Source organism: Chitinimonas arctica, assembly GCF_007431345.1.
GTDB lineage: Bacteria > Pseudomonadota > Gammaproteobacteria > Burkholderiales > Chitinimonadaceae > Chitinimonas > Chitinimonas arctica.
Map to the genome: position 1 here is coordinate 4,910,704 of NZ_CP041730.1, position 13,659 is coordinate 4,924,362.

General features: G+C 60.4%; 15 protein-coding genes. 9 read left to right on the plus strand and 6 right to left on the minus strand.

What is annotated here, in order from left to right:
• Nucleotides 1–101 precede the first annotated feature (101 nt).
• Nucleotides 102–347, plus strand: coding sequence for a hypothetical protein (locus tag FNU76_RS22315; RefSeq protein ID WP_144280246.1), 246 nt, complete (start codon nucleotides 102–104; stop codon nucleotides 345–347).
• Between the two features lie 100 nt (nucleotides 348–447).
• On the opposite strand, the gene ada is transcribed toward FNU76_RS22315, so the two are convergent.
• Together ada and plsY are read right to left on the minus strand one after the other, a co-directional pair.
• A complete protein-coding gene (gene ada, locus FNU76_RS22320) occupies nucleotides 448–1,557 on the minus strand; it encodes a bifunctional DNA-binding transcriptional regulator/O6-methylguanine-DNA methyltransferase Ada (RefSeq protein WP_144280247.1) in 1,110 nt (369 codons plus the stop codon).
• Nucleotides 1,558–1,652: 95 nt separating this feature from the next.
• A complete protein-coding gene (gene plsY / locus FNU76_RS22325; RefSeq protein ID WP_144280248.1) occupies nucleotides 1,653–2,264 on the minus strand; it encodes a glycerol-3-phosphate 1-O-acyltransferase PlsY in 612 nt (203 codons plus the stop codon).
• Between the two features lie 95 nt (nucleotides 2,265–2,359).
• Here plsY and folB point away from each other — a divergent pair, with 95 nt between their 5' ends.
• The 3 genes from folB to FNU76_RS22340 all read left to right on the plus strand — a co-directional run bounded on the left by folB (nucleotide 2,360) and on the right by FNU76_RS22340 (nucleotide 3,838).
• Nucleotides 2,360–2,719: a dihydroneopterin aldolase gene (folB, locus tag FNU76_RS22330; protein WP_144280249.1), complete on the plus strand. Its 360-nt coding sequence runs from the start codon at nucleotides 2,360–2,362 to the stop codon at nucleotides 2,717–2,719.
• A 113-nt stretch (nucleotides 2,720–2,832) separates the two neighbouring features.
• Nucleotides 2,833–3,471 (plus strand): Rpn family recombination-promoting nuclease/putative transposase, encoded by a 639-nt coding sequence (locus FNU76_RS22335; RefSeq protein ID WP_144280250.1) that lies wholly within the window; start codon nucleotides 2,833–2,835, stop codon nucleotides 3,469–3,471.
• A 16-nt stretch (nucleotides 3,472–3,487) separates the two neighbouring features.
• Nucleotides 3,488–3,838, plus strand: coding sequence for a DUF4351 domain-containing protein (locus FNU76_RS22340; protein ID WP_144280251.1), 351 nt, complete (start codon nucleotides 3,488–3,490; stop codon nucleotides 3,836–3,838).
• A gap of 422 nt (nucleotides 3,839–4,260) precedes the next feature.
• Here FNU76_RS22340 and rlmD read toward each other — a convergent pair whose 3' ends face one another.
• On the minus strand, nucleotides 4,261–5,580 hold the full coding sequence (rlmD, locus tag FNU76_RS22345) for a 23S rRNA (uracil(1939)-C(5))-methyltransferase RlmD (protein ID WP_144280252.1): 1,320 nt from the start codon (nucleotides 5,578–5,580) through the stop codon (nucleotides 4,261–4,263).
• A 455-nt stretch (nucleotides 5,581–6,035) separates the two neighbouring features.
• On the opposite strand from rlmD, the gene FNU76_RS24220 reads away from it, so the two are divergent.
• Entirely contained in the window at nucleotides 6,036–6,203 is a 168-nt protein-coding gene (locus tag FNU76_RS24220) for a hypothetical protein (protein ID WP_179958247.1), read from the plus strand.
• Here FNU76_RS24220 and FNU76_RS22350 read toward each other — a convergent pair.
• Entirely contained in the window at nucleotides 6,191–7,105 is a 915-nt protein-coding gene (locus FNU76_RS22350; protein WP_144280253.1) for a hydroxymethylglutaryl-CoA lyase, read from the minus strand. The genes FNU76_RS24220 and FNU76_RS22350 overlap by 13 nt on opposite strands.
• Nucleotides 7,106–7,258: 153 nt before the next feature.
• Nucleotides 7,259–7,567, minus strand: a complete 309-nt coding sequence (locus FNU76_RS22355) for an ArsR/SmtB family transcription factor (protein ID WP_144280254.1) — start codon at nucleotides 7,565–7,567, stop codon at nucleotides 7,259–7,261.
• A 134-nt stretch (nucleotides 7,568–7,701) separates the two neighbouring features.
• Between FNU76_RS22355 and gpmI the strand changes: the two genes are divergently transcribed.
• Genes gpmI through FNU76_RS22370 form a run of 3 tightly spaced genes read left to right on the plus strand, consistent with a single transcriptional unit; the run spans nucleotide 7,702 to nucleotide 12,141 of the window.
• On the plus strand, nucleotides 7,702–9,249 hold the full coding sequence (gene gpmI / locus FNU76_RS22360; protein ID WP_144280255.1) for a 2,3-bisphosphoglycerate-independent phosphoglycerate mutase: 1,548 nt from the start codon (nucleotides 7,702–7,704) through the stop codon (nucleotides 9,247–9,249).
• Between the two features lie 10 nt (nucleotides 9,250–9,259).
• Nucleotides 9,260–10,651, plus strand: coding sequence for a murein hydrolase activator EnvC family protein (locus FNU76_RS22365; RefSeq protein ID WP_144280256.1), 1,392 nt, complete (start codon nucleotides 9,260–9,262; stop codon nucleotides 10,649–10,651).
• A gap of 26 nt (nucleotides 10,652–10,677) precedes the next feature.
• On the plus strand, nucleotides 10,678–12,141 hold the full coding sequence (locus FNU76_RS22370; protein WP_144280257.1) for a S41 family peptidase: 1,464 nt from the start codon (nucleotides 10,678–10,680) through the stop codon (nucleotides 12,139–12,141).
• A 98-nt stretch (nucleotides 12,142–12,239) separates the two neighbouring features.
• Here the strand turns inward: FNU76_RS22370 and FNU76_RS22375 are convergent, their stop codons facing one another.
• Complete coding sequence (locus FNU76_RS22375) at nucleotides 12,240–12,752, minus strand: Crp/Fnr family transcriptional regulator (RefSeq protein ID WP_144280258.1); 513 nt, start codon at nucleotides 12,750–12,752, stop codon at nucleotides 12,240–12,242.
• Nucleotides 12,753–12,860: 108 nt separating this feature from the next.
• Between FNU76_RS22375 and FNU76_RS22380 the strand changes: the two genes are divergently transcribed.
• Nucleotides 12,861–13,631 (plus strand): TatD family hydrolase, encoded by a 771-nt coding sequence (locus FNU76_RS22380; protein ID WP_144280259.1) that lies wholly within the window; start codon nucleotides 12,861–12,863, stop codon nucleotides 13,629–13,631.
• Nucleotides 13,632–13,659: the final 28 nt, after the last annotated feature.

Here is a 13,659-nt window from a genome sequence, read left to right on the forward strand (position 1 = left end):
AAGTCTCTCCGGCATTGATGTCAGGTTGAGGGGCGAACCTTGCCATTTCCCCTGTAGCCCCAAACGCAGTTTCCATCATATAAATCTGGAGAAAGAACATCATGGAAGTCAGTAAATATTCCGCGATCGACCCGATGGCCTTGATACTTTCCGGCCGCGCCTATCTGATCTGGGTGGAGTTGCATAACCCGAATGAGCCGGCGTTGGCCAGGCTCGCCGAGGTGGTGAAATCGCTCAACCATGAGGAAAAGACCTTTGCGCTGGCCCGTGCCAAGGCAATGGTGGCATACGGCAGGGCGGTGGAGCAAAGCTTGGAAGGGCACGTCGGACGCCCCCACCACGGCTGAGGCGATCTGCCTACTTGATATGTCCTAGTCAGGTAAACGGACCATTCGTAATGAATAGGAATGGTCCGTTTCGTTTTCTTCTCACGCTTGCCTATCTTTGCTATTGCTTTGCTTCTTTTTCCAGCAGCGCCCGTTTACGTTCCACTCCCCAGCGATAGCCCGACAGTCCGCCGTCTATCCGCACCACCCGATGGCAAGGAATGGCGACGGCCAGCGCATTGGCTGCACAGGCCTGGGCCACGGCGCGAACCGAACGCGGCGAGCCGATGCGCTTGGCGATATCGGTATAGCTGGCGGTTTCGCCCGCCGGAATATCGCGCAAGGCTTGCCAGACCCGTTGCTGAAAGCTGGTGCCGCGAATGTCCAGGGGCAAGTCCAAGCCGATGGCGGGGGACTCGATCAGGCCTACCACCCGAGCGATCAACTGTTCGAAATCATGGTCGCCGCCGATGATGTTGGCCCCTGGGAAGCGTGCTTGTAGGTCGCAAGCGAGGACATCGGGGTCGTCCCCCAGCAGGATGGCGCAAATACCCCGCACGCTTTGCGCTACCAGGATGGACCCGAGGGAGCATTCGCCTATGGCGAAGCGGATATCGACATCGATGCCGCCGGCAAGAAATTCGCGGGGCCGCATGCCAAGTACGCGATCGGATTCTTCATAAAAGCGGCTGTTGGCGTTGTAGCCGGCGTCGAAGATGGCGCGGGTAATGGAAGCGCCCGCCGAATTGGCGCGGGTCGAGGATTCGCGATGGTCCAGCTCCTTGCGCACGCGTTCGGCGCGATGGGCGTGGGCATACTGGCGCGGGGTCAGTCCGGTGACACTTTTGAACAGGCGGTGAAAGTGGAAGCGGCTAATGCCTACCGTGTCCGCCAGCTCCGCCAGCTTGGGCGCCGGATCGGCGCTTTCGATCAAGCGGCACGCCTCGGTAATCCTGGCGGCGTGCTCGCTGGCCAGCAAGGGTTGCCGTGGCTTGCAGCGCTTGCAGGGCCGGAATCCCGCCAATTCAGCGGCCTCGCAACTGGCATGGAAACGCACGTTTTCAGGTCTGGCCTGGCGGGCGGCACAGGAAGGGCGGCAATAGACACCGGTGGTCTTGACCGAATAATAAAAATCGCCGTCGGCCGTGGCGTCCCTGGCCTGTACCGAAGCCCAGCGCGGGTCGTTCTCGGTTGCGGCGGCAAGCGCCGCCTTGTTGATCGACTGCTTCATGGCGCACCTTCTGTTCACGTTGTTCTGACGTGAATCTAACCGGGCCGAACCGGTCCAACACTCCGCTCCTTGCGATCGAATTCGATCAATACACCTTAATTTTCAGATTTCTGGCCGATTTTGCCTTCGGTGCCCGCCAGCAATTGCAGCAGATTGCGCTTGTGTCGTTGCAGCAGCAGGGCTGCGATGGCGAGCACCCCGCCGAAAATGGCGGTGCGGCCTGGCAATAGCAGGAAGCAAAGCAGCGGCGATGCCACGGCGGCCAGCATGGCGGCCAGTGAGGAGATGCGTGTACTTGCCGCCACCACCAGCCAGACCGCCAGGGTCGCGACACCCAGGCGCCAATCCAGAGCCAGTAGCACCCCTGCAGCGGTAGCGACGCCCTTGCCGCCGAGAAAGCGGAAATACAGCGGCCACATATGGCCCACCGTCACGGCAATGGCCACGCCTGCCAGCCAGGGATCTGCCAGGCCGAAATGACGTGCCAGCACGACCATCAGCGTGCCCTTGAGCGCGTCGCCCAGCAGGGTCAACAGGGCGGCCGCCTTCTTGCCCGAGCGCAGGACATTGGTGGCGCCGGGGTTGCCGGAGCCGTAGCTGCGTGGGTCGGACATCTTCATCAAGCGGCTTACCACGATAGCAAAGGAGATCGAACCGACCAGGTAAGCGGCGACAAGAAACGCAAGCGGGAGCGCGTTGGGCGACATCAATCGATTTCCTCTACAATGGCAGCCCCGGATTCTAAGCCGGATGCGGCTTTCAGCGGTAGCAAGCAAGCGCTGGAGTAGCGTTCGTCACACCCATGGACATTATTTACCTACACGGCGTCAAGGCCAGAACACTGATAGGCGTTTACGACTGGGAGCGGGTTGCCCCGCAAGTAGTCGAGGTCGATCTCGAACTCGGCATCCCCAGTGCGAGAGCCTGCCAGACCGACGATTTGGCCGATACTATCAACTACGCCGACGTGGTGGATAGGTTGAGGGCGGTATTGGCGGAACAGCACTTCCTGTTGCTGGAACGCTTGGCGGAATATATCGCGCAAGACCTGATGGGGGCGTTCTCCACGCCCTGGATCAGGGTGTCGGTCACCAAGCTGGGCATCTTGCATGAGGTCGGCCGGGTCGGCGTAACGGTAGAGCGCGGGCATCGGGGAGGGTAGGCGAGGTTTGTTCCTGCCCCGCCTGGATTGTGCAAACCTCGGGTAGCGTGGCGTGCGCATTATCAGGCGAAGACCGTATTCCTGGCCCCGTATGGCCCTGGCAGTCTCGTGGAATGTTCGATCACGACGCTGCCTACAAGTCCATGTTCTCCATTCCGCGCGCGGTAGAGGATCTGCTGCGCGAGTTTATCGACGAGGAATGGGTAGAAAAGCTGGATTTCTCCACCCTGGAGCAAATCAACGGCAGCTTTGTCACTGAACGCTGGCGTCGGCAGATGACCGACGTGGTCTGGAAGGTGCGGCTGGCCGACCAGGAGCTCTACATCTGCCTGCTGGTGGAATTTCAATCCACGATCGATCCCACCATGGCGCTGAGGGTGGCCAGCTACGTGTTGCAGCTGTATCTGGACCTGAGCAAGGACCCAAAGCGATTGCCATTGACGCCCAGCGGCAAGCTGCCGCCGGTCCTGCCCATCGTTATGTACAACGGCGCGCCACGTTGGAGCGCGCCGCTGGAACTGGACGAACTGATCGAAGCCGGCCCCCGGCAAGCTCCCAGATTTTCGGCCCTAGCCCGGGTGGCCACACATGCGTTATTTGCTATTGGACCAGGGCGCCTTTCGGGAGCAAGATTTGAAGGGCCTGGAGAATGTGGTGGCGGACATCTTTCGACTGGAAAATGCCGACAACCCGGCAGCGGGGCGCCGTGTAATACGCAGGTTGAAGCGGTATCTGGCGCCGCCGGAGCATGAAAGGCTGCGGCAGGCCGTGAAGGATTGGATAGCCAAGTTATTGTTACCTTCCAAATTCCCGCAACTGAACTGGCCGATGGCTCAGCTGGACGAGATAAGTGATTTGCAAGGAGTCGAAGCGATGATGACGAACAAGATGGACCTCTGGGCTGAAGAGTTTATACAGAAAGGTGTGGCACTGGGTAAGGCAGAAGGTGTGGAAGAAGGACAAGCGAATCTATTGCGCCGTCAGATTCTGCACAAATATGGGTCATTGCCAGAGTGGGTGGAGGAACGGCTGGGTTGCGCCACATCCGAACAGCTGGAAAGTTGGGCGTTGCAGATCTTGTCGGCAACCAGCATGGATGACGTGTTCTCGCAGCATTGACAGCCAAGGAGCTAGCTGCCCCGCTGGGAGCTGCGTAGGGGGCATGTTCCTGGCTCGAAAATAGTAGTGGACTCCGATTTCCGGAAGATATTGCCGAAGGCTAATTAGTATCCTTATCAGTCGGAGAGAGGGGCGCCAACCCTCCGCGCATTTTCCACTGGGAGAGGGAGGGCTAATATGTATCGCCAGAAGCAAAACCGAGAATGTGAGTTTGATTACTGCCACCAGAGCCGCGTGGGTGCTTCTCGCGGCGTGTTATGCACTTGTTTGATGAATTTGCTTGAGCTGATGGCCGAAGGGCGTGCGGCATTATTTGAGGCCTTTAGAATACGGTAGCAAACCACCCCTTGCATAAGATCAACGCGCATAAAAAAAGCCCCTGCATGAAAAATACGCGGGGGCTTTTTGTCGCGTGGCGCGATTCAGGGTTTTTCAAACCAGGCCATCGATTCCACATGGCCGGTATGAGGAAACATATTGACCACGCCGGCAGATTTCATGATGTAGCCCTTGACATTCACCAGCACATTCGCATCCCGTGCCAAGGTGGCAGGATTGCAGCTGACGTAGACAATGCGCTTGGGGCCGTTTTCCGCCGAGATCGATTTGCACACTTCCATGGCACCATCCCGTGGCGGGTCGATCAACATGCGGTCGAAATGGCCCAGGCCGGCCATGATTTTCTCGGTCATTTCGAACAGATTGGCGACCTGGAAGGCAGTGCGGTCCTGCAAGCCATTCTTTTCGGCATTTTCCAATGCCCGTTCAACCAGTTGCTGGCTGCCTTCAATACCGAGCACGGTCGCGCCGCGACGGGCGATCGGCAGGGTGAAATTGCCCAAGCCGCAGAACAGGTCGGCAATACGCTCGCCCGGTTGCGGATCCAGCAGGCGCAGCGCCCGGCCGACCAGCACACGGTTGATATGCGGATTGACCTGGGTGAATTCGGTCGGTTTGTAGGGCATCACGATATCGAACTCGGGCAGGCTGTAGCTCAGCTGCGGTGCATCGAGCGGATAGAAGGGATAGGCGGTGTCCGGGCCCTTGGGCTGAAGCCAGAACTGCACCTGGTACTGATCCGCAAAACGACGCAATAGCGCTTCGTCCGCTTCATTGATGGGATCCATCACCCGCAAGACCATCACATCCACATGTTCGCCCACTGCCAGCTCGATCTGCGGCATGCGTTCCCGGATGGATAGTTCCATGACCAGCTCGCGCAAGGGCACCAGCATGTCGGAGATCTTCTTGGGCAGGATCTCGCACGACTTCATATCGGCGATAAAGCTGGAGCGCTTTTCGTGGAAGCCGACCAATACCGTTCCCTTCTTCGCGACATAGCGGGCCGACATACGGGCGCGATGGCGATAGGCCCAGGTGGGGCCATAGATGGGCGGCATCAGGGTTTCCGGCTTGACGTCGCCGATGCGCGCGAGGTTCTCCTCCATCACCCGTTGTTTGGCCGCGACTTGGCCGGATGCTTCGATGTGCTGCATGGAGCAACCACCGCAAACGCCGAAATGCACGCACTTCGGCGTGGCGCGCAGGAAGCTTTCCTTGAGGATGGCGACGGCCTGCGCGTTTTCGAAGGTCGGTTTCTTGCGGTAGCTGGAATACTCGACCCGCTCGAAAGGGAGGGCACCATCGATAAAGATGGTCTTGCCATCCACATGGGCTACGCCATGCCCGTCGTAATCGAGGGATTCTATGGTGGCGAGCGGATTACGGCGGGGTTCGGTCATGGCGGCGGCTGAAATCGGGAAAAAGCCGACGATTATAAGCGCTTGAGACTACGGGGGAAATCGTCGCGAAGGAAAAAAACGAGGCCGACACGGTTAGATGTCGGCCTAAGAGTCAGGCGACTTGAGCCGCCTTCGAGGGAGAGGTTGTCGTACCGGACTGATCCTTGTTATAGCGGTGGCGAGGCTGAATGCAAGCATGGGGTTTGCCGTCCGTCGGCTGCGGAGAAAATGGGAAAGACAAAACAGAAAATGCTTATATACTGCTGCTTAAGGAAATGCCTAGCAGTAATCAGGCGGCAATGGGTGGTGTGTCGCGCCGTAACCACCGGTTGTCGTGCATATCCGACGTTTGTCTCCCCGGCTTGCTTTGACCATTGAAGTTTGCCGGGAAAGTACCGATATTCAGGGTGAAGGCCGATTGATCAGCGTGTGCGATAGCACAGGAGGGTAGCAAGATGATCACCGTCTTTAACATGGCCTCTGGCCAGCAAGAGTTCGTACCGGGCAAATCGTTCGATGAGCATCCCGAGGCTAAGCCGATGCCTCGCCAGGAACTGCAGCTCAGGCTGCTGACCGTGGACGAGGCGATCGCTGGGGAACGGCGCGTTTATCAACCCTCCTGATTGCTGCCGGCGGCTAGCGCCGCCGCAGCTTTTGAAGCCGGTGCGCGTCCCAGTTGCTGATTGATGAACCGGCCCGCTGCCGCCAGCTTGTCCAGATCCACACCGGTCTCGATGCCGAGGCCGTTCAGCAGGTACACCACATCCTCCGTCGCTACATTGCCGCTGGCGCCTTTCGCATAAGGACAGCCACCCAGGCCGGCGGCTGAGCTGTCTATGCTTGCCACGCCCATTTCCAGCACAGCGTAGAGATTCGCCAGTGCCTGTCCCCAGGTGTCGTGGAAATGCGCGGCCAATCGTTCCACCGGTACCACGTCGGCGACCGCGGCCACCATGCGCTGCGCCTTGACCGGTGTACCGACGCCTATGGTGTCGCCCAGCGATACTTCATAGCAGCCCATTTCATACAGTGCCCTGGCTACCCGCGCCACGTCGGCAAGCGGCACTTCGCCTTGATAGGGGCATCCCAGCACACAGGAGACATAGGCCCGGACCGCCACGCCATCCCGCTGCGCGGCGGCGACCACTGGCGCGAACCGCGCCAGGCTGTCGGCAATGGAGCAGTTGATGTTTTTTTGCGAAAACGCTTCCGATGCCGCACCGAAAATGGCGATCTCATCCACGCCGGCCGCCCTTGCCGCTTCGTAACCCTGCATATTCGGCACCAGGACCGGGTAGCGCACACCGGCGCGCCGGCGCAGGCCGCGCATCACTTCGGCATGGTCGGCCATCTGTGGAACCCACTTCGGCGAAACGAAGGCGGTCGCTTCGATCACGGCCAGGCCGGCATCGGCCAATTGGTCGATAAAGGCCAGCTTGGTCTCGGTGCTGACGGGTTGCTTTTCGTTCTGCAGTCCATCCCGTGGTCCGACCTCGACGATCTTGACCTTGCTCGGCAGTGCCATTGATGTTGACTCCTGAATGGCCGAGGGCCGCGACGGCGGCCCACGGTGATACCTGGTATAAATGCTAGGTAGGCGCTCGCGTGGGCGCCTACGCAACAAATGCAGAGCGTGGCGGAGCCTGGCAAGCCGGGTAGGGCCTGCGCGGCGCCTTTGCTATCGGGCGAAGCCGCAGAAAACGTCGCGCATCATGCTCACCACCTCCAGCGTGCGGGGATCGCCCACCCGGTAATACACCCGGTTGGCGTCCTTGCGGGTACGCAAGACGCCTTTCTCGCGCATGATGGCGAGATGCTGGGAGATGTTGCTTTGCGAGGTGCCGACGGCATCGACAATGTCTTGTACGCTTACTTCGTTCTCACCCAGTACGCACAGGATCTTCAGTCGCAAGGGGTGAGACATCGCTTTCATCGCGCGAGAGGCCTGCTCAATTTGTTCGTCGTCCTGAATCAGATGATAGGCCATGGCATGCTTTGGTTTTTATTCGGTTGGAATATAAGGCGCAGAATGGCGGAATGTTAAACGTCACCCTGTGACCGCGCAACCGCGTACTACACGGTAAAATGGCCTGGATTTCAAACTTGACCCTAGCGACCCCTATGACTGCTGTCACGCCTGTCCTGTTATTGATACTCGATGGCTTCGGCCACCGCCCCGATGGCGAGGACAACGCCATCCTCCACGCCAACAAGCCGAACTGGGACCGATTGACCAGTCTATACCCCTATACGACGATCAACGCATCCGAGGAATTCGTCGGTCTGCCGGCCGGGCAGTTCGGCAATTCCGAGGTGGGCCATCTGAATATCGGCGCCGGCCGCGTGTTGCAACAAGACATCAGCCGGGTGGATTGTGACGTGTCGGCGGGCAGCTTGGGTAAAAATCCGGTACTGGCCACGGCGATCGCCACCGCCCGCGACGGTGCCGGTACCCTGCATGTGTTGGGCTTGCTCTCCGATGGCGGAGTGCATAGCCACGAAAACCATATCCACGCCTTGATCCGCGATGCTTCTGCGGCCGGCGTGACGCGGATCGCGGTCCATGCCTTCCTGGACGGGCGCGATACGCCGCCACGCAGTGCCGAACGCTATCTGGCCAGGCTGCAGGCGGTTTGCGACAGCTGCCCCGGCGCAGCCATCGTTTCGGTGGTCGGGCGCTTCTATGTCATGGACCGGGACAAGCGCTGGGAGCGGGTCGAACCGGCCTATCGGCTCCTGGTCGACGGCGAAGCCGGCTTGTTTGCCGATACGGCGCAGGCGGCGCTGGAAGCCGGTTACGCGCGTGGCGAAAACGATGAATTCATCCAGGCCACCGCGATCCGTGCCGCTGACGGCCAGCCCCTGCGCATGGAGGACGGCGACGTGGCCGTCTTCATGAATTTCCGGGCCGATCGGGCGCGCGAGATCAGCATGGCCATCAACGATGCGGAATTCGACGGCTTTGCCCGTCCACGTCGTCCGCAGCTGGCCAGTTTTGTCACGCTTACCCGCTATGCGGATGCCTACCCCTATCCGGTGGCCTACGAAAAGCCCAAGGTCAAGAATGGCTTTGGCGAGCATATCGCCGGTTTGGGCTTGAAGCAGTTGCGTATCGCCGAGACCGAAAAATACCCCCATGTGACCTATTTCCTGTCTGGCGGGGAGGAGCAGCCGTTTGCCGGCGAGGATCGCATCCTGGTGCCCTCGCCCAAGGTGGCCACCTATGATCTGCAACCGGAGATGAGCGCCGGCGAGGTCACCGACCGCATCGTCGAGGCGATAGCGGGCGGTCAATACGCCGCCATCATCTGCAATTTCGCCAATGGCGATATGGTGGGCCATACCGGCAACTTCGCTGCGGCAGTCCAGGCGGTGGAAGCGCTGGATCTTTGCGTGGGCCGTTGCGTGGCGGCGATGCAAGCCGCCGGTGGCGAGGTATTGATTACCGCCGACCACGGCAACTGCGAAAAAATGTGGGACCAGGCCTCCGGTCAGGCGCATACCCAGCATACGACCGACCTGGTGCCCTTTCTCTACATCGGTCGTCCGGCTACGCTCGAGGCGGGCGGGCAGGGTGCATTGCGCGATATCGCGCCTTCCTTATTGGCCATGATGGGCGTCTCGCAGCCGTCCGAGATGACCGGTCATTCCTTGATCCATTTCAAGTGATCCGCCTACAGTGATCGCCTATTCCGTGTTTCCCCGTCTATTGCGCGCCCTGCTGGGCATTTGCGTGCTGTGTGGCGCGTCGACGGCCGGCGCTACGGTGCCGGCCAAGGCCCGCAACGAGGGCATCGTGCTGACCGGCGCGGCGCAGCCGGAGGCCGACCTGCAGCAGCTCCGCGAAAAAATCGAAGCGCTTAAGCAGGAACTGCAGGCCAACGAGGCCAATCGGCACGAAGCGGCCGATGCGCTCAAGTCGTCGGAGCAGGCGATCAGCGAGGCCAATCGCACGGTGGCGCAGCTGAATCGGCAGCAGCAGCTTTCGCAAGCCGAACTGGCCCGCACCCAGCACGATATCAATCGCACGCGCGAGAGCCTGGAGGCCAGCCGCAAGCGGCTGGCCGAGTTGCTACGGGCAAGGCTGCGCAATGGCAACCACGAAGCCTTGCGCCTGTTGCTGAATCGGCAGGACCCGAATCGTCTATCGCGCGATCTTCGCTACTACCGCTATATCGCCGAAGCGCAGCACAAGCTGGCCGGCGAATTACAGGCGCAGCTGGGTAAACTAAATGAGCTGGCGGATGTCATACGGCGTAAATCCGATGAGCTCGCCTTGATTGCGGCCGAGCGCAAGCAGCAGCGCGATCGTTTGCGGGCGGAGCAGGCGGGCAAGCAGCAAGTCCTGTCCAAGATCGCCAGTGAGATCGGCGCGCAACGCAAGGAGATCGGTAAGCTGCAGCGGGATGAAACCCGTCTGACCAATCTGGTTGAAAAGCTGGCGAAGATGATACGGGAGCGCGAGCAGAAGCAGGCGCGTGAACGGGAGCGGCAGGAAAAAGCGCAGCGGCTGGCCGAAGCACGCGAGGCGGCCAGGCAAGCCAAGTTGAACAAGCAGGGCAGGAAGCTGTCCGAACCATCGCCACGCACGGAGGTGGCAGGCAAGCAGGATGCACCGCCTAGGCAGGAAACGCCGGTGAAACAGAATGACGCGCTGCCCGATAGCAGCGTGGAAGGACGCCGCTTCGCCGAATTGAAGGGCTTGCTGCGGCTGCCGGCCCGAGGCGAGGTGGTTGGCCGGTTCGGTACGGCACGCAGCGAGAGCACGTCGTGGAAGGGAGTATTTATCCGTACCGCCGGCGGTCAGGGCGTCAAGGCCGTTGCCAGTGGTCGGGTGGTATTCGCCGACTGGCTGAGAGGCTTTGGCAATATGCTGATTGTGGATCATGGTAGCGGCTATATGAGCCTGTATGGGGCGGCCGAGACGCTGATCAAGCAGGTGGGCGAGACGGTCAGGGCAGGGGAGGACATCGCGACTAGCGGCAACAGCGGTGGCAATGAACAAACCGGCATATACTTCGAGTTGAGACATCTCGGTAAACCGATGGATCCACTTACGTGGGCCAAGTAAGCGGCAAGCGTCATAAGGACAGCAAAGTGCAAGCGAAAGTACAGAAAATCAGTTGGCTCCTGGTGGGCGGTGGTTTGGGTGTCTTGTTGGCAACCGGTGCGAGCGCCGTGGCCGACAAGGAGAGCCCGTCCCCGCTGCCGATCAACGAATTGCGTGCCTTCACCGAGGTGTATGGTCGTATCAAGCAGGACTATGTCGAGCCGGTAGAGGACAAGAAGCTGATCAACGAGGCCATCAATGGCATGTTGACCGGACTGGACCCGCACTCCGCCTACCTGGACGCGGAATCCTTCAAGGACCTGAAAACCAGCACCACCGGCGAGTTCGGCGGCCTGGGCCTGGAAGTCAATGCCGAAGACGGGCTGGTGCGGGTGATCTCGCCCATCGAGGACACCCCGGCGGCCAAGGCCGGCGTCAAGGCCGGCGACTACATCATGAAGATCGACGATGTGCCGGTGCGCGGCATGTCCTTGAACGATGCGGTCGGCAAGATGCGGGGCAAGCCGAATACCCAGGTCACCCTGACCATGCTGCGCAAGGGCGAGACCAAGCCGCTGGTGTTTACCCTGACCCGCGCCATCATCAAGGTGCAGAGCGTCAAATCCAAGCTGCTGGAAACCGGCTACGGCTATGTTCGCCTGACGCAGTTCCAGGAGCGCTCGACCGAGGATATGGTCCGTGCGCTGGAAAGCTTGTACAAGGAGAACAAGGGCTCGCTCAAGGGTTTGATTCTCGATCTGCGTAATGATCCGGGCGGTGTATTGACCGGTGCGGTGGGCGTGTCTTCGCTGTTCCTGCCGGACAATGCCCTGGTGGTGTACACGGAAGGGCGTGCCAGCGATTCCAAGGTGCGCTTGACCGCTTCGAGCGAGTATTTCGGCCGGGACGGCAAGTCGCTGCCGCCGGAAGTCAAGACCGTGCCGTTGGTCGTACTGGTGAACGCCGGTTCCGCCTCCGCCTCGGAAATCGTCGCGGGCGCGCTGCAGGATCATAAGCGGGCAGTGCTGGTGGGTACCCAGACCTTCGGCAAGGGCTCGGTCCAGACCATCCTGCCGGTAGGCAAGGAAGCCGCGATCAAGCTGACCACGGCGCGATATTTCACACCGAATGGGCGCTCCATCCAGGCCAAGGGTATTTCACCGGATATCGAGGTCGAAGAGGCCACGGTAAATGGCGTGAATGCCGAAGTCTTCCGGGTGCGCGAAGCGGATCTGGAACATCACCTCAGCAATCCGCAAGGCGGCGAAGTCAAGACCGAGTCCAAGCCGGGCGAGCCGGAGGCCAAGCTGGATGCGGCCAAGCTCAAGAAGGACGACAAGCTGATCAAGCCCAAGACCAAGGATGTCGATGAAGCGGAAGCGCTCCGGCCGGGTGAGATTTCGGTCAAGAAGGATTATCAACTGCAGCAGGCGCTGAATGTGCTCAAGGTGCAACAGGTAATCCATCGCACCAACACGACTACCACCACGACAGCTGCCAAGGCGCCATAGGGCGTAAGGGCGGGATGGGCTGGAACGGGAAAGGCCTGCATGCAGGCCTTTTCCGTTCAGGCGCGAACAGCGTTTACCGCGCTGGTAAGCGTTGCCCGCTACGGTAGGTAATCGACCAGCAGACCGCTGGTTCGACGCAATCGCTGCGACAGCAGCCGACCTAGTCGACGCAGGATCTTCAAGGCGATCATCGGCCGCTCGCGGCACAAGGTATCGAAGGCGTCGCGCGACAGGACCGCGATATGGCTGGTCGCCGCTGCGGTGACGCTGGCGGAGCGGGGCTCGCCATCGAGGATGGCCATTTCGCCGAATACCTTGCCCGCGGTCATGCTGTAGAGCGGTTTGCCGGAGGCCTCGTCGTTGCGTTTCGACACCGTCAGCCTGCCGTCCAGTACCATCCCCATGTATGCTGCGGCATCGCCCTCGCTGAAGATGGTGGTGCCGGCCGGCACCTCGTAGGCTTTGAGTAGCCCGGCCAGATGGCGAACTTCGGCGCCATCCAGCTCCTTGACGGCTTCGCTGGCTTCCAGTTCGGCGAACAAGGTCGGAGTGCGCAGCAAGTCGAAACTGTCGAGCTTAAGCGCTTGCAGGCTTTGATCTGGCTGGGCCATGGCGGTTCACCGATACGATGTCACTATAATCATAGCCCGCCTGACCCACCTGCAAGGGCTATCGGCTATCCCCCTTATCCCGAGCCTGCTACGCTGACCAATCAGACTATGCTGATCGATACCCATTGCCATCTGGACGCTCCGGAATTCGATGCCGACCGCGACGAGGTTGTCCGGCGCGCCAGGGAGGCCGGCGTCCATACCGTGGTGGTCCCGGGCGTGACGCTGGCGGCCATGCCGCAAACATTGGCGATGCGCCGCCTTTACGGTTGTCCGGTGGCCTTTGGACTGCATCCCATTTTCGAGCGTACCCACCGCGATGCACACCTGATCGCGCTGGGCGAACTCATAGCAAGCGAAAAGCCGGTGGCGGTGGGAGAGATCGGCTTGGACTTCTTTGTCGAAGGCCTGGATCGCGTGCGGCAGACCGAGATATTCGCGGCGCAACTCAAGCTTGCACGCGACTTTGAGTTACCAGTGTTATTGCATGTGCGAAAATCGCAGGATCAGGTGCTGAAGCAATTACGGCGGTTCGGCATCCGGCGGGGCATTGCCCATGCCTTCAATGGCAGCCCGCAACAGGCTGACGCCTACCTGGCCCAGGGGCTCAAGCTGGGTTTCGGCGGCACCCTGACGTTCGAGAGAGCGCTGAATATCCGCCGGCTTGCGACTAAGCTACCTATAGAGGGAATTGTGTTGGAAACCGATGCGCCTGATATTCCACCCAGCTGGGCCGCAAGCCAGCGCAATGAACCGGCCAACGTGGCCGGCATCGCTGCCTTGCTGGCGGAATTGCGCGGTATGGAGCTGGGCGAACTGGCGCGGTTGACCAGCGAGAACGCACGGAAAACACTAGGCTTGGACGCGGTTGCAGACTGATCCATGATCCAGATCAATCATCGGTTTA